This is a genomic window from Erythrobacter sp. HKB08, assembly GCF_004114695.1.
In the GTDB taxonomy this organism is placed as follows: Bacteria; Pseudomonadota; Alphaproteobacteria; order Sphingomonadales; family Sphingomonadaceae; genus Parerythrobacter_A.
Genome location: NZ_CP035310.1, coordinates 2,039,686 through 2,062,592 on the forward strand (window position 1 = coordinate 2,039,686; position 22,907 = coordinate 2,062,592).

Genomic DNA, 22,907 nt, shown 5'->3' on the forward strand with positions numbered 1-22,907 from the left:
AAACGGTTCAGAATGTGCCGGAATGCCTTGAATACTGCGGCCCGACAGGTCAAGACCTGCGCTTGACGATGACCGCTGCAAACCCTCCCGATCTGGCGCAGGAATTCGAAGCCGCGCTCGCCTGGTGGCGCGACGCGGGGGTCGACCTCGACTACCATGATGACGCTACGGAGTGGCTGGCGGAAGAAGCGCCGCCCGTTCCGCAAGCGGTCGCTGCCGCGCCGAAGGAAAAGAGCGCGCAGCCAGCCGAGAAAAAGGCCAGGCCCCCGCTGGAAAAAATCGGCGGCCCCAAGGACCGGTGGCCCCTGCAACTGGCGGAATTCCAGCAATGGTGGCGTGAATCGCCCGTGCTCGACGCGCTGGGTGCTGCGCCCCGCGTGCCGCCGAGAGGCAATGCAGAAGCGCCGCTGATGGTAATCGTTCCGGAGCCGGAGGAGGCGGACCGCGATACGCTGCTGTCGGGACAGCGCGGCGAACTGCTGGCGAGCTTCCTCAAGGCCGCACAGGTGGATGCAGAGGCGATCTATGTCGCATCGGCCCTGCCCCGCCATACCCCCATGCCCGATTGGGAAGCCATGCACGGCGCGGGCCTCGGCGATCTATTGTGCCACCATGTCAAACTGGCCGCGCCGAAAAGGGTTTTGGTCTTCGGACGCAACATCCTGCCGCTTCTCGGACACGATATGGCGCAAGGCTCTGCCGTTTTGCGGGATTTTAACCATGACGGTTTCAGCGTGCCCCTGATGGGTGCTGCGTCGCTGGGCGAACTCGTAAGAGCCCCCGCCCGGCGCAAGCGCTTCTGGCACAATTGGCTTGAATGGACAGGCAACTGACGTGAATTCGCGTTTACTTATCAAGCTCGGCATCGCAGCCCTCGGCGGCGCGGTTGCCGCAGCATCGCCCGCAGCCGCCCAGCAATCGACGGCGGACTATTTCCTCCAGAAGGCCGTTTCGCCCAATATCCCGCAGGTACTCACGCCGAGCGAGCGCGAGTTCTACCAGCAGGTCTTCCGCGCGATCGACCGCGAGAACTGGACCGAAGTCCAGCAATTGCTCGACAGCCGCCCCAGCGGACCGCTGCACCAGGTCGCTCAGGCGGAATTCTACCTTCATGCGAACAGCCCGCGGGTAGAGGCCGAGCAGATCCGCAACTGGATGTCTGCCGGCACCTACCTTCCGCAGACCGAACAGCTAGTCTCGCTCGGCGCAAAACGCGGTCTCGAAGCGCGCTACGACGTGCCGTCTGCGCAGTCCTTCGTCAGCCAGGGCTACGCTTCCAAGCGTATCCTGCCGCGGACCATCGACGATGGATCGATGCCGTCTTCGATCCGCTCCTCGATCCTCGAGCACATTCGCAACGACGATCCCGACGGCGCGCGCCTGCTGCTCGACGGTATCGATGCGCAGCTCAGCTCCGAAGCGCGCGCCGAATGGCGGCAGCGCGTAGCGTGGAGCTACTACATCGAGAACAACGATTCCGCCGCGCTCGCCATGGCGATGACGGTTGCGCAGGGGTCGGGGGCCTGGGTCGCGGAAGGCGACTGGGTCGCAGGACTCGCCGCGTGGCGCATGGGCGACTGCGAAACGGCGGCGAACTATTTCCAGCAGTCGGCGCGCGGTGCGACCAATGTCGAACTCACGGCTGCCGCGCATTACTGGGCGAGCCGCGCGCTGGTGCGCTGCCGCGAGCCGGAAAAAGCCGCCGAGCAATTGCGCGGCGCGGCCCGTCTCGACGAGACGCTTTACGGCATGCTCGCGCTCGAACAGCTTGGTCGCTCGGTGGTCGATCCCGATCGCTCGCCCGATTTCAGCGAGAACGACTGGCGCAAGCTGCAGAACGAACCGAACGTGCGAACGGCCATCGGCCTCGCTCAGATCGGCCGCGACGGGCTTGCCGACGAGGTGCTGCGGCACCAGGCGCGGATCGGCGATGCCTCGCAATATGACGAGCTTTCGCGGCTAGCGCGCGAACTCGGCCTTCCCTCCACGCAGCTGTGGATGGCGCACAACGCGCCGCGCGGTGCGCGTTCGGTGCGCGAGCTGCGCTACCCGACGCCGCGCTGGACGCCGGTGACAGGTTGGAAGGTCGACCCGGCCCTCGCCTATGCCCACACGTTGCAGGAATCGAACTTCCGTGCCGCAGTGGTCAGCCCGGCGGGCGCACGCGGCCTGATGCAGATCATGCCCGCCGCAGCGCGCGATCACGCGCGCAAGATCGGCGTTTCGGGAAGCGCGAGCGACCTCTCGCAGCCGGAAATCAATCTTGCCTTCGGGCAGGAACATCTCGCCATGCTGCGCGACAGCTATGCGACCGATGGCAAGCTGCCCAAGATCATGGCCGCCTACAACGCCGGCCTTACCCCGGTAACGCGGTGGAACACCGAGGTTCGCGACCAGGGCGATGCGCTACTCTACATGGAGAGCATCCCCTATTGGGAAACGCGCGGCTATGTCGCGATCGTCATGCGCAATTACTGGATGTACGAGCGACAGGCCGGTGCGCAGTCGCCGACGCGTCGCGCGCTGGCAGAAGGCAAGTGGCCGGGCTTTCCGGAAATGAGTGGACGCGGGGTTCGCCTCGTCCAGAAGGACTGATGCCAGTCGATTCGGCGCTCCCCTTCCAGCCGGTCAATATCGCGCTGCTGACGGTTTCGGACACGCGCACGCCCGCCGACGATACCTCGGGCGACATCCTTGCAGAGCGTATCGCGAACTCCGGGCACAAGCTTGCCGCCCGCGCGATCGAGCGCGACGATGCGGAAACGCTCGCGGCCCGGCTCAACAACTGGATCGACGATAGCGGCATCGACGCGATCGTCACGACCGGCGGAACGGGCCTGACCGGACGCGATGTCACGCCCGAAGCGCTCGACCGGGTGAAGGACAAGGACATTCCCGGCTTCGGCGAACTGTTCCGCATGATCAGCTATCGCACCATCGGGACGAGCACGGTGCAGAGCAGGGCCTGCGCGGTACTCGCGCGCGGCACCTACATCTTTGCGCTCCCCGGATCGAACGGCGCGGTGAAGGACGGGTGGGACGGCATCCTCGCCGAGCAGCTCGACAGCCGGAACCGCCCGTGCAATTTCGTCCAGCTCATGCCCCGCCTGCGTGAAAGCTGACGAGGAATAGCGCCGTACGCTAGATTTTTCGCACCCCGGCGTGGAGCAGTCCGCCGACCGCTACAGGCTCTCCATCTGCGAGCACCCGGCGCGGGACCGACATCACGAAGTCGTCGGTCAGGAAAAGTAGCAGGTGCTCACCGCTCATCGACCAGCGATGGAATTCGCGCCACTCGTAACTCGAACTGCCGCGCTCGACGTCGAACCTGATGGACGTTTCATCCCAGGTGACGTTGACCGATTTCTGCAAGTGTGCTGCCTGCTGATAATGCCTTCGCCCCGCAGCCGGCGCCATCACCAGGGCGGTCAGTGCCAGCGTAATGGCAAGGCCGCCGACGACCGCGACAAGCATGATCCAGAGCGGAATTTGCCGGTCGAGAAAGACATTCAGCATTACGACCAGCAAGCCGAACAACACGAGGAAGCCGATGATCGAGGACGGCTTCGTCATGTAGCGCCACCATACGGCCTTGGTCGCCGCTACAGCATCCTGTTCGGTCGGCTCGTAATGCCGCGAGAATCCCTGCTCCATGCGCTTGCGATAGCAGGAAAATGCAACTTCTCACAATTCATGTTCTATCTTTGTTCTTGCCGAGGTGATATGAGCCGGGGATGGCTCAACCCGGTCCGAAAGAATCCGTCCATGGACGCGGCGCGCAGTCGGGCGCTGTCTCGACGCGCTTCGGGCTGGCCACGCATGAGGCCGACGGGGACTGGCGCGATGCGATGGAGGCGCTTGACGGGCCTCCGGTGAAGCTGCGGACCACCGTGACCGAAGAACATCCCAAGACGATCCTCAGCTTCAACCAGTCGCCCGACATCGCCTTCGACCGCTCGATCAACGCCTATCGAGGGTGCGAGCATGGCTGCGTCTATTGCTTCGCGCGCCCGACGCACGCCTATCATGACCTGTCGCCCGGCCTCGATTTCGAGACCAGGCTGTTTGCCAAGCCCAATGCGGCCGAATTGCTGCGCGAGACGCTGGCGAAGCGCAAATACCGCCCTCGCCCGATTGCGATGGGGACCAATACCGACCCCTACCAGCCAATCGAGCGCGATTACCGCATAACGCGGCAGGTGCTCGAGGTATGCCTCGACACGCGTCATCCGGTGACCATCACGACCAAGTCCGACCGCGTGCTCGACGATATCGACCTGCTCGCCGAGATGGCGAAGCTGCGTCTTGTCGCGGTAGCCATATCGGTCACCAGCCTCGACCCACGCCTGTCAGGCAAGCTCGAACCGCGCGCGGCCGCGCCTGCCAAGCGGCTCGCGGCATTGGGCAGGCTGGTTGAGGCGGGCATCCCGTCCCATTGCTCGGTCGCGCCGGTCATTCCGGCGATTACCGATGAATTCATGGAAGAGATCGTCCAGCGCGCAGCCGCTCTCGGGGTCGACAGCGTAGGCTGGATACCGCTGCGTCTACCGCACGAGGTCTCCCCCCTGTTCCGCGAATGGCTTGACGTCCACTATCCCGAACGGGCGAGCAAGGTGATGAGCATCGTGCGCTCGATCAGGTCGGGCAAGGACAACGATCCCAACTTCTTCTCCCGCCTCAAGCCGACGGGCGTCTGGGCCGAGCTGTTCCGCGCCCGCTTCCGCCTGGCATGCAAGCGCGCCGGGATCGGCAAGGCGAAGTTCGAGCTGGATTGCACGAAGTTCAGGCCGCCTGCGGTCAGCGGGCAATTGCGGCTGCTTTAGGCGAGGTCGCTCAGTCCTGCCCGAGGTTGCGGAGCAATTCGGTGAACCAGTCGGCCGAAACGTCGAAGGCCTTGCCGCCCTTGATGCGGTCGAATTCGATCACGCGCATTTCGCCGCCATGGTCCTCGTCCTGGCCGACGACACCCGACTGGCCGCCGAGCGCCGCATCCACCGCGTGGACCGTGCTCTGCCTGATGAGTTCGAGATCGGCGGCATTCGCCGGGGCCGAACGCGAGAAGTAGCCGCTCTTCTGGACGAGCACTTTCTCCGCACCGAGCTCCTCGGCGAAGCGGTCGGCGAACCATGCGCCGGGGTTGATCTTGTCGAGCTTCACATGGCCGAAGGCATCGCGTGGCACTTCCTCGCCCGCCGCCTCCATCGCGGTGACGATCTCGCGCGAGCCCGCGCCTTCGGAGATGAACAGGTTCACCCCGCCCTGTTCGTCCATGATCGCACGCAGGCGACGCGCTTCAGCGGCGAGGTCGAAAGGCCGCTCGGGCACGAACACGCCATGCACGTCCCACCGGGCCGCGGCATTGTCGACCCATTCGGCGAAGGGCGCGGTCCTGACCCAGCGGTGATGTGCATGCGCCGTCGCTGCTGTGAGCCAGCCGCAATTGCGCCCCATCACCTCGTGAACGATCAGCATGCGCGGATTGGCGGAATGTTCGGCGATAATGTTGCGGGCGAAGATCGCGCCCTGCTCCGCTGCAGTCCAGGCGCCGAGCGACTGGCGGATCGGGACGACATCGTTGTCGATCGTCTTCGGCAGGCCGACGACCGTCAGCGGATAGCCGTTATCCTCGAGATAGGCGGCAAGGTCGGCAGCGGCGGTATTCGTATCGTCGCCCCCGATGGTATGCAGGATATCGACCCCGTCGCGGGTCAATTGCTCGGCTGCGACATGCAGCGGGTCCTGCCCCGGCTCGACCAAGCCGCGCTTCACGCAATCCTCGACATTGGTCAGCTTGACCCGGCTGTTGCCGATCGGACTGCCCCCGAAGGCGTGCAAGCGCCCCGCCTCGGCACGCACCTGCGGCGAGGCTTCGACCCAGTTGCCGGTGAGCAGCCCGGCATAGCCATTGCGGTAGGCGATGATGCGCACATCGGGCGCGACCGCCGTGTAACGCTCGATCAGCCCGCCCACGGCAGAGCTGAGGCAAGGCGCGAGGCCGCCGGCGGTAAGCATGGCAACGGTTTTCACTGGCATGGCGCGATAATGGACTTGCGAACGCGCCTTAGCCAGCGCGAGCGGCAAGCATACGTATGCCCGGTCAGCCGAAGCCTTCGCCCGCATCACCCGGCTTGAAGCGGATGAGGCGGCTGTCGACCAGCGCGGCTGTGCGGTTCACCACTGCCTTCTGGTAGTCAGGATCCTTGATCATCTCGAAGAAAGCGCCGCTGTTGGGATATTGCGCGACGAAGCCGTCGTGCCAGCGCTTGTCCTCCGGCCCGGTGACCATCGTCTGGAACGCCCCCCGCCAGACGATCGAGCCACCGACACGCCGGAAGATCGGCCCGCTCGTCTTGCCATATTCCTCGTAGGCGCGGCGCCCGCTCCAGCCATTGCCGTGATGCTCGTGCCCCTCGGGATATTCCGCGTGGTCGCGATAGAGCAGCAGGTTGAGCATGTGGATCGGCTCGTCGCGCGGCAGGTCCTTGAACGCCTCGAAATTGGCGCGGCTCGGATCGATATAGAAATTGCTCATGTCGGCGTCTCCTCAGGGCGGCGGATAATTGCGCTCAGTATCCTTGCGAGCAGCACAATGGGCAGCCCAGCAAGAAGTGGCAGTCCGATCGGCGAAAACAGCAAGAGGACGAAGCCGAATTGCTGCATCGGATCTTCCGGGTCATGCCCGTACATCTGCCAACCTGTCAGCCCGGATCCGTAAACGCCCGCGATACCGATTGCGGCGAGCAGGACGTAGACGGACAGGCTGGCAAATGGCGTCCGGGCCTTGATGACCCACCGCTTCAGCGCATACCTCCAAAGCGCTGCGACGGTGACGGCCCAGACGAACCAGAGGGCAATTTCCGCGCTCACGTTTCCAGCTTGTAGTCGGCGAACTGGTCGCGCAGGTCCTTCTTGCTGATCTTGCCGGTCGCGGTGTGCGGGATTTCGTCGATGAACTCGATCGCATCAGGCATCCACCACTTGGCGATCTGCGGACGCAGGTGGTCGAGGATGTCGTCGGCGGTCACGTCCGAGCCTTCCTTCTTGACCACGAACAGCACGGGGCGCTCATCCCACTTCGGGTGGTACATGCCGACGCAGGCCGCTTCGGCCACGCCTTCATGGCCGACCGCCGCGTTCTCCAGCTCGACCGAGCTGATCCACTCGCCGCCGGACTTGATCACGTCCTTGGTGCGGTCGGTCAGCTGCAGCGTGCCGTCGGGATGGATGATGCCGACATCGCCGGTGTCGAACCAGCCTTCGTTGTTCACCGCATCCTGTTCGGCCTTGAAGTAGCGCTTGATGATCCACGGACCGCGGATCTGCAGCGCACCCGAGCTTTCGCCGTCGCGCGGCAGTTCGGTCATCATGTCGTCGAGCGCGACCGTACGCAGTTCGACGCCGAATACCGGGCGGCCCTGCATCGCGGTCTTGTCGACCTTTTCCTCGAAGCTGAGCTGGTCCCAGTCCCAGGTCGGGCCGCCGACCGTGCCGATGGGCGAGGTTTCGGTCATGCCCCAGGCGTGCTGCACGCGCGTGCCGTTCTTCATCAGCCGCTCGATCATGAAGCGCGGACAGGCCGAGCCGCCGATCGTGGCAGCCTTGAGCGGCGGAAGGTCGATGCCTTCCTTGTCGCAATACTGGAAATGCGCGAGCCAGACGGTCGGGACGCCGGCGCTATCGGTCACGCCCTCGTCGATCATCAGCTTGTGCAGCACGGCCGGATCGTTGACCGCCGAGAAGACGAACTTGATGCCCGCCATCGCGCCTGCATAGGGCAGGCCCCAGCTGGCCGCGTGGAACATCGGGACCACCGGTAGCATGCAGGACGCCGAGCTGAAGTTGAACGCGGCGGGCTGGAGGCCGGCAAGCGCGTGCATCACGGTCGAGCGGTGCTCGTACTGGACACCCTTGGGATTGCCGGTCGTACCGGAAGTGTAGCAGATCATGCACGGATCGGTTTCGGCACCGGTGACCCATTCGAAATCGCCGTCCTGCTCGCCGATCCAGTCCTCGAAGGACTGAGAGTGCTCGCCGCTGTCGTAGCAGATGTAGTGTTCGACCGTGGTCCAGCGCTCTTTCATCCGGTCGATGATCGGCTGGAAAGCCGCATCGTACAGCATCACGCGGTCCTCGGCGTGGTTGACGATGTACTCGAGCTGGTCGTCGAACAGGCGCGGGTTCACCGTGTGGAGCACGCCGCCCATGCCGGCGACGCCGTACCAGCTGACGAGGTGGCGCGAGTGGTTCATCGCGAGGCTCGCGACGCGCTCACCCTTCTTGATGCCGAGCGCCTGCAACGCCTGCGCCATCTTCAGCGCGTCTGTACGAATACCGGCCCAGGTGGTGCGGGTTTCAGTCCCGTCGGCCCACCGCGTCACGATTTCGCGGGTGCCGGCTTCGCGGGCTGCGTGGTCGATCACGTGGGTCACGCGCATCGTCCATTCCTGCATCGCGCCCAAAGATCCTAGTGCCATTGTCATCCTCTCCGGTTGTTCTTTGCGACCTTTCATGCCCGCGCTTGCGCGCCAAGGCAATCGGTCTAAGGGCTTGGGAGATGGATTGGCTATATGATCTCAAGCTCCTCGCGGTCGATGTGACCGGGCTCGAGAAGGACGCGCTGCATATCTATGTCGGGGTGATCGTGCTCCTCGCGAGCGCATGGCTCTTTCGCTGGGGACTGGCGAGCTTCAAGGGGTTGCTGCTGGTCCTCGCAGTCGCGCTGGTGAACGAGTTTTTCGACGTGCGGCACAATCTCGAAATCGAGAAACAGCCTTACCTGCTGAGCAGCGTCCACGACATCGTCAACACCATGCTGCTGCCGACGGCGCTGGTCATGCTGGCGCGCTGGACAGGCCTTTTCGCCAAGCCAGAAACAGGTTCAGGCGACGAGGCGTAGGTGCGAGGAGCCCCTGCGGGTCGTCAGCGAGACTTTCGCCAGCCCTTCGATCGTCGACAGCCGTTCGGCAACATCCCCGTCGAGCGCGAAATCGCGGCCGAGCCTCAGCTTCGGTTCGATCTCGTCACCTGTCCGCAGGTGGATGACGACTTCGCCCTGACCCGGCGGGCCCGGTGCGAGTTCCATCTTGAGGTCGTTCAGCGCGGCAAGGTCGTGCACATCGAGCGTAAGCAGCATGCGCGCGCCGCCCTTCACCTCGTCGAGCGGACGCGCCCCGCGCACGGTCACGCGCGGCGGCTCGTCGGGACTGGGTGAGTCGAGTTCCACGGTCAGGAGGACGCAGGTCCCTTCCTCGGCCCATTTCTGGAAACTCTCGACCAGGGCTTCCTCGAAACAGGCGGCGCTGAACTGGCCCGTCTGGTCGGAGAAATCCGCGCGGATGAAGTCCTTCCCGCGGCGGGTCTTCCCCTTGTTCACCTTCTCGACCATCGCGGCCATGACCGCGCCCTGTCGTCCGCCGGGCGGAGCGCCGCCTTCCATCAGGCTCTGGAAGGTGCGTGCTCCATTGGCAGAGGCGACGGGCCAGAACTGCTGGACCGGATGGGCAGAGAAGTAGAAGCCGAAATTCTCGCGTTCCTTCGCCATCTTGTCGGCACGCGGCCATTCGTCGGCAGGCTTGAGGCGCAGCGTGTCTTGGCTCGCATCCTCGCCGCCGAACAGCCCGCCCTGCCCGCTCTCGCGCTCGCGCGCGGCGCTGTCGGCGATGGCGAGCAGCATGTCGACATTGGCGAGCAGCATCGCACGGTTCGGCTCAAGGGTATCGAGCGCACCGGCACAGATCAGCCCTTCGAGCTGGCGCGAATTCATGCTGCCCTTGGGCAAGCGCTCGAACATGTCCTTCAGGCTTTCGAATGGCCCCTTCGCCTCGCGCTCGGCGACAATCGCTTCCATCGCCTTCTCGCCGACGTTGCGGATGCCTGCGAGCGCATAGCGCACGGCATAGCCATGGTCGGTCCGTTCGACGGTGAACTCGGCTTCGGATGCATTCACGTCCGGCGGCGCGACCTCGATCCCGTGGCGGCGCGCATCGTCGACGAACAGCGCTAGCTTCTCCGACTGGTGCATGTCGAAGCACATCGAGGCGGCGTAGAATTCTTCCGGGTAATGCGCCTTCAGCCACGCCGTCTGGTAGGCGAGCAACGCATAGGCGGCGGCGTGCGACTTGTTGAAGCCGTAACCGGCGAACTTGTCGATCAAGTCGAACAGCTCGTTCGCCTTGGCCGCGTCGATACCGGAGACTTCCTTGCAGCCGTCGACGAAGCGCTGACGCTGCGCGTCCATTTCGGCCTGCACCTTCTTGCCCATCGCGCGGCGCAGCAGGTCTGCATCACCGAGCGAATATCCGGCGAGGATCTGCGCGGCCTGCATGACCTGTTCCTGGTAGACGAAAATGCCGTAGGTTTCCTCGAGAATGCCCTCCAGCTTGGGATGCGGATACTCGATCGCGACCTCGCCCGCCTTGCGCTTGCCGAACAGCGGGATGTTGTCCATCGGGCCCGGACGGTAGAGCGAGACGAGGGCAATGATGTCCTCGAACTTGGTCGGCTTCACCGCAGTAAGCGTGCGCCGCATGCCTTCCGATTCCAGCTGGAAGACGCCGACCGTGTTACCTTCCTTGAGCAGCTTGAAGACTGCCGGATCGTCCCACGCGAGCCCGCCGAGATCGACCTCGATCCCGCGCTTTTCGAGCAGTTTTACAGCCTTCTGCAGGACCGACAGCGTCTTGAGGCCGAGGAAGTCGAATTTGACGAGGCCGGAGCTTTCGACATTCTTCATGTCGTATTGCGTCACCGGCATGTCCGAGCGCGGATCGCGGTAGAGCGGGACGAGCTGGGCAAGCGGACGGTCGCCGATCACCACGCCCGCCGCGTGGGTCGAGCTGTTGCGCGGGAAACCTTCGAGCTGCATCGCGAGGTCAACGAGGCGCTTCACCTCGTTGTCGTTGTCATATTCGCGCTTGAAATCCGCTGCGCCATTGAGCGCGCGCGGGAGGGTCCACGGGTCGGTCGGATGGTTCGGGACCATCTTGCACAGCCGGTCGACGTGGCCGTAGCTCATCTGCAGGATACGTCCGCAATCGCGCAGCACTGCGCGGGCCTTCAGCTTACCGAAGGTGATGATCTGCGCGACGTGGTCGTGGCCGTATTTCTGCTGGACGTAGCGAATGACCTCGCCGCGGCGGGTTTCGCAGAAGTCGATATCGAAGTCGGGCATCGAGACGCGTTCCGGGTTGAGGAAGCGTTCGAACAGCAGGCCGAGCTTGATGGGGTCGAGATCGGTGATCGTCAGCGCCCATGCGACGAGGCTGCCTGCACCCGAACCACGGCCCGGGCCGACCGGGATATCGTGGTCCTTGGCCCATTTGATGAAGTCGGCGACGATCAGGAAGTAGCCGGGAAAGCCCATCTGGTTGATGATGCCGACTTCGTAGTCGAGCCGGTCGAAATAGACCTTGCGCTCTTCCTCCGACATCTCGCCATAGGGTTCGAGCCGCGCTTCGAGGCCCTTGCGCGCGTCCTCTTCAAGCATGCGCGCCTCGCCCTCGAGGTCGCCTGCAAGGCTGGGCAGGATCGGATCGCGGTAGGGCGGCGCATAGGCACAGCGCTGCGCGATGACGAGCGTGTTGGCGGTGGCTTCGGGAATGTCCGCAAAAGCCTCTTCCATCATCGAGGCGGGCTTGACCCAGGCTTCGGCGTTGGACTTCGCGCGGTCTTCGGCCTCGATATGGGTCGAGCCGGCAATGCACAGCATGGCGTCATGCGCCTTGTGCATATGCGCTTCGGCGAAGTTCGCGGGATTGGTCGCCACCAGCGGCAAGTCGCGCGCATAGGCGAGATCGATCAGCGCCTCTTCGGCGGCTTCCTCTTCCGCATTCCCGCGCCGGGCAAGCTCGAGATAGAGCCGCCCCGGAAAGAGCGCTTCCAGCTTCGTCAGCAGTGCCTCGGCAGCAGTCTGCTGGCCGTTGGCGAGAAGGTCGGTCAGCGCGCCCTCGCCCGCGCCAGTGAGCGCAATCAGCCCGTCGCTATGCCCCTCGATATCTTCCAGCCGGACATGCGGATCGAATTCCAGCGGGCGATCGAGATGCGCTTTCGAGACGAGGTGGCACAGATTGTCGTAGCCCTTCTCGTCCTGCGCGAAGAGGGGCAGGTAATCGACCTGCTTGCCCGCCTCGTCGCGCGCGACGCCGAGCAGCGTGCCGATGATGGGCTGCACCCCTTCGCCCATGCAGGCGCCGGCGAACATGACCGCGCCGTAGAGCCCGTTGCGGTCGCAAATCGCGATTGCCGGGTAGCCGCGCTCCTTCGCCAGCTTGGCGATCTGCTTCGGGTCGATCGCCCCTTCGAGCATCGAATAGGAAGACAGGACTCTTAAAGGGACGAAAGGCGCGTGCGGCATGCCGCCAAATTAGGATTTCACCCGCCCGAACGCAAAGGCTTGGGGAGCGAAATTCTCCACAGGGTCACTCCTGCGTCGGCTCGCCCGTTTCGGCCTTGGCATCGGCGATTTTCCTGCGCGTGTCGCGGATCGTCGACCACGCGCCGTAGACGACCAGCACGGCGAGGAAGAACCACACCCAGACCGGGATATTGCGCCCGGCAATCGCGAGGTAGAGATAGGCAGAAACGAAGCAGAAGCCCGCGCAAAGCGTCGGCACCACAGTCGAGCGCCCGTCCCTCGCGCGGCGGACCAGCCAGCCGATCGACAAGAGGAAGAACGGCACCGCACCCACGTAGATGCCGCCGAAGATATAGGGGTTCACCCCGTATTCCGCGCCGAGCGCGAGAAACCAGTCGTTGATCGAAGCGAGCATGCCGCCCTCCTAGGCTATGGCGGGCTATTCTGGAAATCGGGCTGCAGGGTTACAGCAGCTTCTCGATGTCCTTCTTGATGCGCGCGGGCGTATCCTGCGGGGCATAACGTTTCACGACATTGCCCTCGCGATCGATCAGGAACTTGGTGAAGTTCCACTTGATCGATTTCGAGCCCATCAGGCCCGGCGCCTCGCCCTTCATCCAGTCGAACAGCGGGCTGGCGTTGTCGCCGTTGACGTCGATCTTCTTCATCAGCGGGAAGGTGACGCCGAAATTGACCTTGCAGAACTGCTCGATCTCGTCGGCATCGCCCGGTTCCTGCCCGCCGAACTGGTTGCAGGGGAAGCCGAGCACCTCGAAGCCCTGCTCCTTGTATTCCTTGAACAGCTCTTCGAGCCCGTCGTACTGCGGCGTAAAGCCGCATTTGCTCGCGGTGTTCACGACGAGGAGGACCTTGCCCTTCTTCTCGGACAGGTCGACCGGCTGGCCGTTGGAAGCTTCGACGGTGAAATCGGCAATCGTGGTCATTCGCGAGTCTCTTTCGGACGGTAGATGAAATCGAACGATGTCTGCCACGTCAGGCCATGGTCCGTCGAGGCCTCTCCGTGTTGGCGGACGCTGCCGTCCTCATTTGGCGTGTAGCTCATGCGGATCAACTGGTGCGGTGCATTCGGGCTCGGCCAGTTGCCGGTCAGCACCATCTTTCCGTCGGTAAATCCGCCGGTGAACTCCACAGCGCCAGGTGCCGAGCCAACCCATTTCTGGTGCCAGATCCCGGTTTGAGGATCGACATGGTTGAGGCTGGTTCCGCCCAGTCCGCGCAGGGGCATCCATGTTTCGACGACCGCGCAGCCGCCGTGCTTCTTCTCGATTCTGCTATGCGCGACGAGCGTGTCGCGCCCGTTCGGCTCGACCTCCCACTCGCCGACCCAGAAGTCGAACTGGCCATGCAATTCGCTGGTGCAAGCCGGCGCGGGCGCCGGGTGTGGCGGTGTGGGTTCGGTCGGCGGAGCTTGCGCCGCCTGCTGCGCGAGAAGCGCGAGAATTGTCGTCAGCATGATTACCCCCTCTCGCTGCGCTTATCGCGCGCAAGCTCGCCTGCCCTCAAGCTGGCATCGACGAAGCGCGATCCTGCGCCGCCGACAGGGCCTGTCAGCCCGGGAAATCGTCCCGCTTGGAAAGCTGCGCGATCTCTTCGGCGGTGAACTTGCGGTCGCCCGCCTTCTGGATGACGTAGTCGCCCCGCTCGCTTTCCGGCATGGCCATGACGTGGTTGACCAGTTCGGCAAAACTGCCGCGGCGCAGGCCTTTCATCGCATCGAGAACCCCGCCGCCATCGTCTGCGCGGTGGAGCGAGGCGCGGTCGTCCCAGTCGAACTTGCCGTCGTCTTCGGGTTGGGCGTGAAACGTGCTCGGATGGTCGGTCATGAAGAAAAATCCTCCTGTTCCGACAACGCCGTGAAGCCGGTTTGGGTCCGGCTATTCGAGCACGCCTTCGTGCAGGCGCACCACGCGGTCCATCCTCGCAGCGAGCCGCTCGTTATGCGTCGCGACAAGCGCAGCGCTGCCTTCGCCGCGTACCAGTTCGAGGAACTGGGCGAGAACCGCATCGGAGGTATGCTCGTCGAGATTGCCGGTCGGCTCGTCCGCCAGCACCAGCTTGGGGCTGTTGGCGAGCGCGCGGGCCACGGCAACGCGCTGCTGCTCGCCGCCGGAGAGCTGGCTTGGGCGATGATCGAGGCGATGACCGAGGCCGAGGGCCGAGAGCAGGTCGCGCGAGCGTTCCTCCGCTTCCGGTGTCGATTTGCCGACAATCAACTGCGGCAGGTTCACGTTCTCGACCGCCGTGAAATCGGGCAGCAGGTGGTGGAACTGGTAGACGAAACCGAGATGGCTGCGGCGCAGTTCGGTCCGCCCGTCGGACGGCAGCTTGCTGGCCTCGTTCCCGTCGATCGCAATCGAGCCGCCGAAGCCGCCTTCGAGCAGGCCGACCGCCTGCAGCAAGGTCGATTTACCCGAACCGGACGGACCGAGAAGCGCGACGATCTCGCCCGGCTCGACGGTCAGGTCGACGCCGCGCAGGACGTCGATGGTTTCGCCGCCCTGCTTGAAGCTGCGGGTCAGCTTGGTGAGTTTGACGACCGGATTACTCATAGCGCAGCACCTGCACCGGATCGGTCTTGGACGCCTTGTAAGCCGGATAGAGCGTGGCGAGCAGGCTGAGGCCCAGGGCCAGGCCGACGATGCCGACCACCTCCCACGGATCGACCCGGGCCGGCAGCTCGGTGAGGATACGCACCTCCGGATTCCAGATCTGCGCGCCGGTCGTAAGCTGGATGAAGGAAACGATCGGCTGACGGAATGCGAGGATCAGGAAGCCGAGCGCCAGCCCCGCCCCAGATCCGATCGCGCCGACTGTGAAGCCGGTCGTCACGAAGATTTTCATCATGTTCTTCCGCGTCGCGCCCATCGTGCGCATGATCGCGATGTCGCGCGTCTTCGCCCGCACCAGCATGACCAGCGAGGACAGGATGTTGAACGCGGCAACCACGACGATGATCGATAGCGCGAAGAACATCGCGACGCGCTCGATCTCCAGCGCCTCGAATATCGAGCTGTTGATCTGCTTCCACGTCGAGATGACCGCCCTGCCCTCGAGCTTTTCCTCGATCGGAGCGATGATTTCCTCGACGTTCTCCGCATCCTCGGTCTTCAGCTCGATCATGCCGATCTTGTCACCTGTCAGCAGCAGGGTCTGCGCATCGGGGATCGGCATGATGACGAAGGCCTTGTCGAATTCGTAGACGCCGGTTTCGAACAGCGCCGAAACTTCGTAGCCGATCTGGCGCGGAACGGTTCCGAAAGGCGTCGAGCGGCCCTGCGGATTGATGATCGTGATGGTGTCGCCCACGCGAGCACCGATATTCTCGGCGAGCCGCGCGCCGATGGCGACCTTGCCCTCGTTCGGCTTGAGCTGCGAGAGATTGCCGACCACCAGCTCGTCGCTCAGTTCGGCGATGTCCTCGGCGGTATTGCCGCGCATCACCACGCCTTCGACCCGGCCATTGAAGCTCGCCAGCAGAGGCTGCTCGATCAACGGAGAGGCATCTGTGACGCCCTCGGTCTCGCGAATGTCTTTCAGCAGTTCCTGCCAGTTGTCGAGCCGCCCGCCATAGGCCTGCACGATCGCATGGCCGTTGAGGCCGACGATCCGGTCGAGAAGCTCGCCGCGAAAGCCGTTCATGACGCTCATCACCGTCACCAGCATGGCAACCGAGAGCATGACGACGACGACGCTGATCCCTGCGACTAGCGCGATGAAAGCCTCGCTCCTACCCGGGAGCAGGTAGCGTTTAACGATGGTGCGTTCGAAATTGGAAAGGAACAAGCTGCGTGAATCCGCTGTAACGTCCGGAGGTCGGGCGGGTTTAGGCAGGCTTTCCCTTCGCTGCAATGAATTCGGGCGCTCCCATCCACCGACGGGGACTGCGCGCCCTTGTAATCTGGCTGCAACATCGCCAATGACGCGCGCAGGGCAGGCGTTGGCATCGGGCGGTCGTGCATATGAACCTTACTCACCCCTATCGAGACGAGGACGGCGACAAGCTGCGCGAAGAGTGCGGCGTGTTCGGCGCTATCAATGCGCAGGACGCAGCGGCCGTTACCGCGCTAGGCCTCCACGCCTTGCAGCATCGCGGGCAGGAAGCTGCCGGCATCACCAGCTTCGACGGCACGACCTTCTTCACCCGCCGCGGCCTCGGCCATGTGGCGGAGAACTTCTCCTCGCAGGAACAACTCGCCGAACTGCCGGGCTTCATGGCGGCGGGCCACGTGCGCTATTCGACCACCGGCGGCGCGGGGCTTCGCAACGTGCAGCCGCTCTATGCCGATCTTGCGAGCGGCGGCTTCGCGGTTGCGCATAACGGTAATATTTCCAATGCGATGACGCTGCGAAACGATCTCGTCAGCCGCGGCGCGATCTTCCAGTCGACCTCCGATACCGAGGTCATCATCCACCTCGTCGCGACGAGCCGCTATCCGACGATGATCGACCGGCTGGTCGACGCGCTTCGCCTCGTCGAAGGTGCCTATTCGCTGATCGTCACCACGCCCGAAGGCATGATCGCCTGCCGCGATCCGCTCGGCATCCGCCCGCTCGTCATGGGCCGGATGGGCGATGCCGTGCTGTTCGCGAGCGAGAGCGTCGCCTTCGATGTCGTCGGCGCCGAATTCATCCGCCAGGTCGAGCCGGGCGAGATGGTCAAGGTCGGCTTCGACGGCGAGATCGAATCGCTCCACCCGTTCGGCCGCCATGCCGCGCGGCCCTGCATCTTCGAGCACGTCTATTTCAGCCGCCCGGATTCGATTTTCGACGGCCGCAGCGTCTACGCCGCGCGCAAGGCGATCGGCGAGCAGCTGGCGATCGAAAGCCCGTGCGACGTCGACCTCGTGGTGCCGGTACCCGACAGCGGCGTCCCGGCGGCAATCGGCTACGCCCAGCAATCGGGCGTACCCTTCGAGCTCGGCATCATTCGCTCGCACTATGTCGGGCGCACTTTCATCCAGCCTTCGGACGGCGCGCGCCATTCGGGCGTCAGGCGCAAGCACAATGCGAACCGCGGCCTCGTCGAAGGCAAGCGCATCGTCCTCATCGACGATTCCATCGTGCGCGGGACGACGAGCATGAAGATCGTCCAGATGATGCGCGATGCAGGGGCGAGCGAAGTGCATTTTCGCGTCGCCAGCCCGCCGACCGCGCATAGCTGCTTCTATGGCGTCGATACGCCGGAACGTTCCAAGCTGCTCGCCGCGCGCATGGACATCGAGCCGATGCGCGAGTTCATCAAGGCGGACAGCCTCGCCTTCGTCTCGATCGACGGCCTTTATCGCGCCGTCGGCCAGGAAAAGCGCAAGACCTCCTGCCCGCAATTCTGCGATGCCTGTTTCACGGGCGATTATCCGACGTCGCTGACCGATCTTTCGCAGCGCGAAGCAAGCGACGCACAACTTTCCTTCGACAAGGTAGCCTGAATGACTGACGCCAAACCGCTCGAGGGGCGCCTTGCGCTCGTCACCGGTGCGAGCAAGGGTATCGGGGCCGCGACCGCCAAGGCGCTCGCTGCTGCCGGTGCGCATGTCGTCCTCACCGCGCGCGACGTCCGCGCGCTGGAAGGGGTCGAAGACGAAATCCACGCGGCCGGCGGTCAATCCACTATCGCGCCGGTCGACCTGACCGAGGGCGATGGTATCGCCCGGCTTGCACAGGCTATTGCGGGCCGGTGGGACAAGCTCGATATTCTCGTGATTTCAGCGGCCTACCTGCCGACCCTCACACCGGTCACGCAGATCGATCCCAAGCAGTTCAACACCGCGCTGACGACCAATGTCCTTGCGACACAGGCTCTGCTCGCCGGGTTCGATGCGCTGCTCAAGCGCAGCGGCCAGGGCCGCGTCATTGGCCTGACCAGCTCGGTCGGGGCGAGCCCACGCGCCTACTGGTCGGCCTATGGCGCGAGCAAGGCGGCGTTCGAGAACCTGCTCGACAGCTATGCCGCCGAAGTCGAGAAAGTCGGCAATGTGAAGGTCGCCATTGTCGATCCGGGCGCCACCCGCACCGCCATGCGCGCCAAGGCCTATCCGGGCGAAGATCCCTCGACGGTCAAGGAGCCGGTCCGAGTCGCAGAGCGCCTCGTCGAGCTTCTCGCGGGCGATTTCGAAACCGGCCACCGCGAAAGGGTCGCGGAAACCGCCTGAGACGGTGGTAAATATTCCTTAGGCATCCTGCGAAACCAACCGGAAACCAGACATGGCGAGGCTGTGCAAAGCCTGACGCGTATGCGCGCGGCAGGGATTTGGTCAGTTTTGAACGGGGAATCGCACCATGATGGTCGACACGCACGAGAGCTATGACGTTGCAGCACAAGAAGATCGCTGCAGCCCGCGCACCAAGATCACCATTCCGGCGCAGCTGCGCGCCTCGGGTGGCCGCGCATTCCAGACCGTAGTCCACGACCTGTCGATTTCTGGCTTTTCGGCATCGGCCATCAGCCGCATGCATCCGGGCCAGATCTGCTGGATCAGCCTGCCCGGCCTCGAATCGCTCCAGGCCGAAGTCGTCTGGTGGGAAAACTCGATCGTCGGCTGCGCCTTCATGGAGCTGCTGAGCCCCATCGTGCACGACAACATCCTGCAGAATTACAGCCCTTCGTCGGTCTACCGCAGCGCCCTCTGACCGCGCTTATTCGGCTGCAGGCGCGCTCGCCTTGTCGACCGCTGCCTGCACCGATTTGTAGAACCGCTCACGCTCTGCGCCGACGCCGTCGTAATCCGTCGCCGTCGGCCAATTGCTGTTCGAGGCAATGACGAGCTTGCGGGCCGGGTCGATGAAGATGCCCTGCCCGAAGATGCCCTGGGCGGCGTAGCTGCCGTCGTCATTGGTCCACCATTGGTAGCCATAGCCGCGCCCGTCGATCCCGATGGGAGCCTGCTTCGTCGTGGCATCCGCGATCCAGCCTTCGGGCAGGATACTCACCCCGTCGATCTGCGCCCCGCCGAGCATGAACAGGCCGAAACGCGCGAAGTCGCGGGTCGATGCCTGGATGCAGCACCCGCTGATCTCGTGATCGGTCGCGCCGAGCAGCCAGGTCGCATCCTGCTGCATGCCAAAGGGCTTCCAGACCTTCTCCGAAAGGTACTCGGCAAGCGGCTTGCCCGTCGCCTCGCTCACCAGCACGCCGATGAGGTTCGTCTCACCGGTCTTGTAGACCCACTTCTCGCCAGCAGGCGCCTCGCGCGGGAGGGTGCGCATGTAGCTCACCGTCACGTCGAGGCCGTCCTCCGGTTGGTGTTCGTTGAACAAGGCCACATCGGAGTTCGGATCGGTATAATCCTCGTTCCATTTGACGCCCGACGTCATGGTGAGAAGCTGGCGAACCGTCACGTCGTCATAGGCAGAACCCTTCAGCCCCGCGATGTAGTCGGTCACCTTGTCGTCGAGGCTCCTGATCGCCCCGTCCTTCACCGCGGCGCCGACCATGGTCGAAGTCAGGCTCTTGGCGACCGAGAAGCTGGTCCACTTGCCGTCGGCATCGAAGCCGAGGCCGTATTTCTCGAACACCACCTTGCCGTCATGCACGATGACCAGCGCGGCAGTGCGCTGGCTGTCCATGTAGGCATCGATATCGGTATCGATCGCCAGCGGCTCGCCTGCGGGCAGCGGATACACGCTGTCGCCCGCTTCGATCACTCTCGCATCGGCGAGGATCGAAATCGCGTCGAGCGAGCGGAAGGCCGCATCGCGCTGTTCGGTCGACCAGAACAGGACATTGCGATCGGTCGGCATGTTCGCGAGCAGCGCCCGCTGGTCGTCGTCCAGCATAGCATAGGTCACGCCGCCCGCTGCCGCGATGGCGACCAAGCCGCCGATAATCCATTTCTTCATGTCCGTCCTCTCAACCTTCCTTCACCAGCGTCACCTGGTGGACGTCGATCCCGCCCCCGCGGAAGCCGCCTTCGCAATACATCAGGTAGTAGCGCCACAGCCGCTGGAAGCGCTCGTCGAAGCCTTTCGGCAGCCTACCGGCGGCAGCGGCCGCATCGAAATTCTCGCGCCAGGCCTTGAGCGTTTCGGCATAGTCGAGCCCGAAGTCAGAGCGATCGCGCCAGCGCAGTCCGCGCTCCTCCGCCAGTGCCTCGAACTCGCTGTTGCGGATCAGCAGGCCGCCGGGGAAGATGTAGGCCTGGATGAAATCCGCGCTCTTCGCATAGGCGTCGAACAGCGAATCCTTCATCGAGATATACTGGATCGCCGCCTTGCCGCCCGGCTTCAGGTTGCGCGCGATGCAGTCCATGAAGGTCGGCCAGTATTCGCGGCCCAATGCCTCGACCATTTCGACGCTGACGATCGCATCGAACTGCCCGTCGGTGTCGCGATAATCCTGCTTGAGGAAGGAGATCGAGGGATCGTGTCGCTCGCGCGCCCAGGCCAGCTGCTCGTCCGAGAGGCTGATGCCCGTGACGCTCGCCCCGCCCTTTGCGAAGTGATCCGACAGCCCGCCCCAGCCGCAGCCGATTTCGAGCAGGCTGTCGGGCGAGCCGAGCCGGTCGGCAAGCGCCTGCCACTTGCGACGCTGCGCTGCCTCGAGGTCGTCGCCCTCCTGCCAGATCGCGCTCGAATAGCTCATCGTCGCATCGAGCCACTGTGCGTAGAAATCGTTGCCGAGATCGTAATGCGCATGGATGTTCCGCGCAGAACCGGCGCGCGTGTTTCGGTTGAGCCAGTGGGCGAAGCGCGCCGCTATCCGAAACGGCCCCTGCGCCCTGCCCGTTTCGCCGAGCGCATCGCCGTTGGCCATGAACAGGGCAAACAGGGGCACGGGGTCCGGGCTTTCCCATTCACCCGCTTCCCATGCCTGGTACCAGCCGATCGAGCCATTGGTCGCCAGCCGCATCAACGCGCGCCAGTCGTTGAGCTTGACCTCCGCCTCGAAACCGGGCGCGCGGCCGCCGATCAGCCGCGTCGTGCCGTCGGGCAGGTGACCGAGAATGGAACCCTTCTCCATCCCCTCGTCCACCCGGTCGAGAATCTTGTGAAAACTCGGCGCGATCATGCGCGCCACGAAACCCGGCTTGCGTTCGAAACGCGCCGCGCCCTTGAGCAGGTCTGCTCCCCTGTCGAACCCCGCCGTCATGCCGCCATCTATGGCGCGGCGGGCGTGCCGGGGCAAGCTAGCCGGACTTCATGTCCCGATATGCTTCGAGCGCCCGTTCGCGCCCTTCCTTGTGGGCGATGATCTTGGACGGATAGTCGTCCGGCTTGCAGCCGTGTTCTTCCGGATCGTGGATCTTGTCGTCGGGCAGATCGGCCAGTTCGGGCACGTATTCGCGGATATAGCCCGCCGCATCGAATTTCTCCGACTGGGTGAGCGGCGCCATGATCCGGCTGAACATGTTGCTGTCGACGCCGGTGCCCGCGACCCACTGCCAGTTGGTGCCGTTGGAGGCGTAGTCAGCATCGACGAGGCAATCCCAGAACCATTTTTCGCCGTGGCGCCAGTCGATCAGCAGGTGCTTGATGAGGAAGCTCGCCGTGATCATCCGCACGCGGTTGTGCATCCAGCCGGTCTGCCACAGCTGGCGCATTCCGGCATCGACGATCGGGTAGCCGGTCTGCCCCTTCTGCCAGGCCTCCAGCTCTTCCTGGATCAGGTGCCCGCGATTGGGATTGCGCCACGCCATCTCGTCGAAACGGTCGCGGTAGCTTTCCTTCGGATAGGCGGGAAACTGGCAGATGACGTTCTGCGCATAGTCGCGCCAAATCAGCTCTTTCTCGAAGGTCTTCCAGCCCTGGCTGCGCTTGTCCTTGAAGCGGTGCCAGATCTGGACCGGAGTGATCTCGCCCCAGTGTAGGTGCGGCGACATCTGGCTGGTCTTGTCGACCGAGGGGAGGTTCCGCCCATCGTCATATTCGTCGACATGATCGGCCCACCAGTCGAGCCGCTCATGCGCCGCCGCTTCGCCTACCTCCCAGAAGTCCGCGATGCCGCCCGACCAGTCGGGTTTCGTCGGCAGGAGGTTCCAGTCGGATAGCTCGTCGCTCGCCGGCCAGTCATCGGGCGAGGAAAGCGTTTCCGGCTCCGGCAGTTCGTCGCGCGGCGGCATCTGCTCGAGCGTCGCCTTCGAGAACGGCGTGTAGATTTTGTAGGGATCGCCCGAACCGGTCGTGATGTGGCCGGGCGGGAAGAGGTAGTTGGCGTCGTAGAGTTCGAGCTCCAGCTTGTCCTTCAACTGCCCCTGCGCCTTGCGCCACCACGGCTCGTAGTGCCGATTGGCATGGACGGTGTCGGCACCCACGGCATGGGCGACCTTGGCCAGTTCCTCGACCGCATCGCCGCGCCGCAGAACGATGCGAGAATTGCGCGCGCCGAAGCTCTTGCCCAGGCTTTCGAGCGAATGGTGCAGCCACCAGCGCGATGCACCGCCATACTTGTGATCGCCCGCGCACTCGTCATCGAGAACATAGACCGCGACCACCGGCCCGGCCTGCGCGGCATGGTAGAGCGCCGGATTGTCCGCCATGCGCAGGTCGCGGCGGAGCCAGACGATTTGTGGTTTGGACATCGATACCCCTTTCACGGGGT

General features: G+C 64.1%; 23 protein-coding genes. 8 read left to right on the forward strand and 15 right to left on the reverse strand.

The window, feature by feature from the left end; translation table 11 throughout:
* The first annotated feature begins 62 nt into the window (after positions 1 to 62).
* Genes EO245_RS09830 through moaB form a run of 3 tightly spaced genes read left to right on the forward strand, consistent with a single transcriptional unit; the run spans position 63 to position 3,122 of the window.
* Positions 63 to 833 carry a hypothetical protein gene (locus tag EO245_RS09830; RefSeq protein WP_128892759.1) on the forward strand — a complete coding sequence of 257 codons (771 nt, stop codon included), beginning with the start codon at positions 63 to 65 and terminating at the stop codon, positions 831 to 833.
* A 1-nt stretch (position 834) separates the two neighbouring features.
* On the forward strand, positions 835 to 2,595 hold the full coding sequence (locus EO245_RS09835) for a transglycosylase SLT domain-containing protein (protein ID WP_199798645.1): 1,761 nt from the start codon (positions 835 to 837) through the stop codon (positions 2,593 to 2,595).
* On the forward strand, positions 2,595 to 3,122 hold the full coding sequence (gene moaB, locus EO245_RS09840) for a molybdenum cofactor biosynthesis protein B (RefSeq protein ID WP_128892761.1): 528 nt from the start codon (positions 2,595 to 2,597) through the stop codon (positions 3,120 to 3,122). Before EO245_RS09835 ends, moaB begins: the two co-directional genes overlap by 1 nt.
* A gap of 19 nt (positions 3,123 to 3,141) precedes the next feature.
* Here the strand turns inward: moaB and EO245_RS09845 are convergent, their stop codons facing one another.
* Positions 3,142 to 3,654: a YcxB family protein gene (locus EO245_RS09845; protein WP_128892762.1), complete on the reverse strand. Its 513-nt coding sequence runs from the start codon at positions 3,652 to 3,654 to the stop codon at positions 3,142 to 3,144.
* A gap of 80 nt (positions 3,655 to 3,734) precedes the next feature.
* Between EO245_RS09845 and EO245_RS09850 the strand changes: the two genes are divergently transcribed.
* Positions 3,735 to 4,823, forward strand: a complete 1,089-nt coding sequence (locus EO245_RS09850; protein ID WP_128892763.1) for a PA0069 family radical SAM protein — start codon at positions 3,735 to 3,737, stop codon at positions 4,821 to 4,823.
* 10 nt (positions 4,824 to 4,833) lie between these two features.
* Here EO245_RS09850 and EO245_RS09855 read toward each other — a convergent pair whose 3' ends face one another.
* The 4 genes from EO245_RS09855 to EO245_RS09870 all read right to left on the reverse strand — a co-directional run bounded on the left by EO245_RS09855 (position 4,834) and on the right by EO245_RS09870 (position 8,474).
* Positions 4,834 to 6,033: a pyrophosphate--fructose-6-phosphate 1-phosphotransferase gene (locus EO245_RS09855; RefSeq protein WP_128892764.1), complete on the reverse strand. Its 1,200-nt coding sequence runs from the start codon at positions 6,031 to 6,033 to the stop codon at positions 4,834 to 4,836.
* 64 nt (positions 6,034 to 6,097) lie between these two features.
* Positions 6,098 to 6,532 carry a DUF1330 domain-containing protein gene (locus EO245_RS09860; RefSeq protein ID WP_128892765.1) on the reverse strand — a complete coding sequence of 145 codons (435 nt, stop codon included), beginning with the start codon at positions 6,530 to 6,532 and terminating at the stop codon, positions 6,098 to 6,100.
* Positions 6,529 to 6,867: a hypothetical protein gene (locus EO245_RS09865; RefSeq protein ID WP_128892766.1), complete on the reverse strand. Its 339-nt coding sequence runs from the start codon at positions 6,865 to 6,867 to the stop codon at positions 6,529 to 6,531. Before EO245_RS09865 ends, EO245_RS09860 begins: the two co-directional genes overlap by 4 nt.
* Positions 6,864 to 8,474: a long-chain fatty acid--CoA ligase gene (locus tag EO245_RS09870; protein WP_128892767.1), complete on the reverse strand. Its 1,611-nt coding sequence runs from the start codon at positions 8,472 to 8,474 to the stop codon at positions 6,864 to 6,866. Before EO245_RS09870 ends, EO245_RS09865 begins: the two co-directional genes overlap by 4 nt.
* An 80-nt stretch (positions 8,475 to 8,554) precedes the next feature.
* On the opposite strand from EO245_RS09870, the gene EO245_RS09875 reads away from it, so the two are divergent.
* A complete protein-coding gene (locus EO245_RS09875; RefSeq protein ID WP_128892768.1) occupies positions 8,555 to 8,896 on the forward strand; it encodes a hypothetical protein in 342 nt (113 codons plus the stop codon).
* Here the strand turns inward: EO245_RS09875 and dnaE are convergent.
* The 7 genes from dnaE to EO245_RS09910 form a co-directional block, all read right to left on the reverse strand.
* Positions 8,879 to 12,352: a DNA polymerase III subunit alpha gene (gene dnaE / locus EO245_RS09880; RefSeq protein WP_128892769.1), complete on the reverse strand. Its 3,474-nt coding sequence runs from the start codon at positions 12,350 to 12,352 to the stop codon at positions 8,879 to 8,881. The genes EO245_RS09875 and dnaE overlap by 18 nt on opposite strands.
* A gap of 64 nt (positions 12,353 to 12,416) precedes the next feature.
* Positions 12,417 to 12,767 carry a hypothetical protein gene (locus EO245_RS09885; protein ID WP_128892770.1) on the reverse strand — a complete coding sequence of 117 codons (351 nt, stop codon included), beginning with the start codon at positions 12,765 to 12,767 and terminating at the stop codon, positions 12,417 to 12,419.
* A 49-nt stretch (positions 12,768 to 12,816) separates the two neighbouring features.
* Entirely contained in the window at positions 12,817 to 13,296 is a 480-nt protein-coding gene (locus tag EO245_RS09890; protein ID WP_128892771.1) for a glutathione peroxidase, read from the reverse strand.
* Positions 13,293 to 13,826 carry a hypothetical protein gene (locus EO245_RS09895; RefSeq protein WP_128892772.1) on the reverse strand — a complete coding sequence of 178 codons (534 nt, stop codon included), beginning with the start codon at positions 13,824 to 13,826 and terminating at the stop codon, positions 13,293 to 13,295. Before EO245_RS09895 ends, EO245_RS09890 begins: the two co-directional genes overlap by 4 nt.
* A 94-nt stretch (positions 13,827 to 13,920) precedes the next feature.
* Complete coding sequence (locus EO245_RS09900) at positions 13,921 to 14,196, reverse strand: hypothetical protein (RefSeq protein ID WP_128892773.1); 276 nt, start codon at positions 14,194 to 14,196, stop codon at positions 13,921 to 13,923.
* Positions 14,197 to 14,247: 51 nt separating this feature from the next.
* Positions 14,248 to 14,922, reverse strand: coding sequence for an ABC transporter ATP-binding protein (locus EO245_RS09905; RefSeq protein ID WP_128892774.1), 675 nt, complete (start codon positions 14,920 to 14,922; stop codon positions 14,248 to 14,250).
* A complete protein-coding gene (locus EO245_RS09910; RefSeq protein WP_128892775.1) occupies positions 14,915 to 16,156 on the reverse strand; it encodes a lipoprotein-releasing ABC transporter permease subunit in 1,242 nt (413 codons plus the stop codon). The genes EO245_RS09905 and EO245_RS09910 overlap by 8 nt, the downstream gene beginning before the upstream one ends.
* A gap of 176 nt (positions 16,157 to 16,332) precedes the next feature.
* On the opposite strand from EO245_RS09910, the gene purF reads away from it, so the two are divergent.
* From purF to EO245_RS09925, 3 genes are all read left to right on the forward strand, one after another.
* On the forward strand, positions 16,333 to 17,799 hold the full coding sequence (purF, locus tag EO245_RS09915; RefSeq protein ID WP_128892776.1) for an amidophosphoribosyltransferase: 1,467 nt from the start codon (positions 16,333 to 16,335) through the stop codon (positions 17,797 to 17,799).
* Positions 17,800 to 18,522 (forward strand): SDR family NAD(P)-dependent oxidoreductase, encoded by a 723-nt coding sequence (locus tag EO245_RS09920; protein ID WP_128892777.1) that lies wholly within the window; start codon positions 17,800 to 17,802, stop codon positions 18,520 to 18,522. It abuts the gene before it with no gap.
* A gap of 130 nt (positions 18,523 to 18,652) precedes the next feature.
* Positions 18,653 to 19,000, forward strand: a complete 348-nt coding sequence (locus tag EO245_RS09925; protein WP_128893533.1) for a PilZ domain-containing protein — start codon at positions 18,653 to 18,655, stop codon at positions 18,998 to 19,000.
* A 6-nt stretch (positions 19,001 to 19,006) separates the two neighbouring features.
* Here the strand turns inward: EO245_RS09925 and EO245_RS09930 are convergent, their stop codons facing one another.
* The 3 genes from EO245_RS09930 to EO245_RS09940 are packed head-to-tail and all read right to left on the reverse strand — an operon-like array spanning position 19,007 to position 22,887.
* Positions 19,007 to 20,209: a serine hydrolase gene (locus EO245_RS09930; protein ID WP_128892778.1), complete on the reverse strand. Its 1,203-nt coding sequence runs from the start codon at positions 20,207 to 20,209 to the stop codon at positions 19,007 to 19,009.
* 10 nt (positions 20,210 to 20,219) lie between these two features.
* Positions 20,220 to 21,458 carry a cyclopropane-fatty-acyl-phospholipid synthase family protein gene (locus EO245_RS09935; protein WP_128892779.1) on the reverse strand — a complete coding sequence of 413 codons (1,239 nt, stop codon included), beginning with the start codon at positions 21,456 to 21,458 and terminating at the stop codon, positions 20,220 to 20,222.
* Between the two features lie 37 nt (positions 21,459 to 21,495).
* Positions 21,496 to 22,887: a deoxyribodipyrimidine photo-lyase gene (locus tag EO245_RS09940; protein WP_128892780.1), complete on the reverse strand. Its 1,392-nt coding sequence runs from the start codon at positions 22,885 to 22,887 to the stop codon at positions 21,496 to 21,498.
* Positions 22,888 to 22,907: the final 20 nt, after the last annotated feature.

What these genes read in the sequence shown, in the direction of transcription:
- moaB (WP_128892761.1), top strand. Translation starts at nt 2,595, where the DNA reads ATGCCAGTCGATTCGGCGCTCCCCTTCCAGCCGGTCAATATCGCGCTG.
- EO245_RS09845 (WP_128892762.1), bottom strand. Translation starts at nt 3,654, where the DNA reads ATGGAGCAGGGATTCTCGCGGCATTACGAGCCGACCGAACAGGATGCT.
- EO245_RS09850 (WP_128892763.1), top strand. Translation starts at nt 3,735, where the DNA reads ATGGCTCAACCCGGTCCGAAAGAATCCGTCCATGGACGCGGCGCGCAG.
- EO245_RS09855 (WP_128892764.1), bottom strand. Translation starts at nt 6,033, where the DNA reads ATGCCAGTGAAAACCGTTGCCATGCTTACCGCCGGCGGCCTCGCGCCT.
- EO245_RS09860 (WP_128892765.1), bottom strand. Translation starts at nt 6,532, where the DNA reads ATGAGCAATTTCTATATCGATCCGAGCCGCGCCAATTTCGAGGCGTTC.
- EO245_RS09870 (WP_128892767.1), bottom strand. Translation starts at nt 8,474, where the DNA reads ATGGCACTAGGATCTTTGGGCGCGATGCAGGAATGGACGATGCGCGTG.
- EO245_RS09875 (WP_128892768.1), top strand. Translation starts at nt 8,555, where the DNA reads ATGGATTGGCTATATGATCTCAAGCTCCTCGCGGTCGATGTGACCGGG.
- dnaE (WP_128892769.1), bottom strand. Translation starts at nt 12,352, where the DNA reads ATGCCGCACGCGCCTTTCGTCCCTTTAAGAGTCCTGTCTTCCTATTCG.
- EO245_RS09885 (WP_128892770.1), bottom strand. Translation starts at nt 12,767, where the DNA reads ATGCTCGCTTCGATCAACGACTGGTTTCTCGCGCTCGGCGCGGAATAC.
- EO245_RS09890 (WP_128892771.1), bottom strand. Translation starts at nt 13,296, where the DNA reads ATGACCACGATTGCCGATTTCACCGTCGAAGCTTCCAACGGCCAGCCG.
- EO245_RS09895 (WP_128892772.1), bottom strand. Translation starts at nt 13,826, where the DNA reads ATGCTGACGACAATTCTCGCGCTTCTCGCGCAGCAGGCGGCGCAAGCT.
- EO245_RS09900 (WP_128892773.1), bottom strand. Translation starts at nt 14,196, where the DNA reads ATGACCGACCATCCGAGCACGTTTCACGCCCAACCCGAAGACGACGGC.
- EO245_RS09905 (WP_128892774.1), bottom strand. Translation starts at nt 14,922, where the DNA reads ATGAGTAATCCGGTCGTCAAACTCACCAAGCTGACCCGCAGCTTCAAG.
- purF (WP_128892776.1), top strand. Translation starts at nt 16,333, where the DNA reads ATGAACCTTACTCACCCCTATCGAGACGAGGACGGCGACAAGCTGCGC.
- EO245_RS09920 (WP_128892777.1), top strand. Translation starts at nt 17,800, where the DNA reads ATGACTGACGCCAAACCGCTCGAGGGGCGCCTTGCGCTCGTCACCGGT.
- EO245_RS09925 (WP_128893533.1), top strand. Translation starts at nt 18,653, where the DNA reads ATGGTCGACACGCACGAGAGCTATGACGTTGCAGCACAAGAAGATCGC.
- EO245_RS09930 (WP_128892778.1), bottom strand. Translation starts at nt 20,209, where the DNA reads ATGAAGAAATGGATTATCGGCGGCTTGGTCGCCATCGCGGCAGCGGGC.
- EO245_RS09935 (WP_128892779.1), bottom strand. Translation starts at nt 21,458, where the DNA reads ATGACGGCGGGGTTCGACAGGGGAGCAGACCTGCTCAAGGGCGCGGCG.
- EO245_RS09940 (WP_128892780.1), bottom strand. Translation starts at nt 22,887, where the DNA reads ATGTCCAAACCACAAATCGTCTGGCTCCGCCGCGACCTGCGCATGGCG.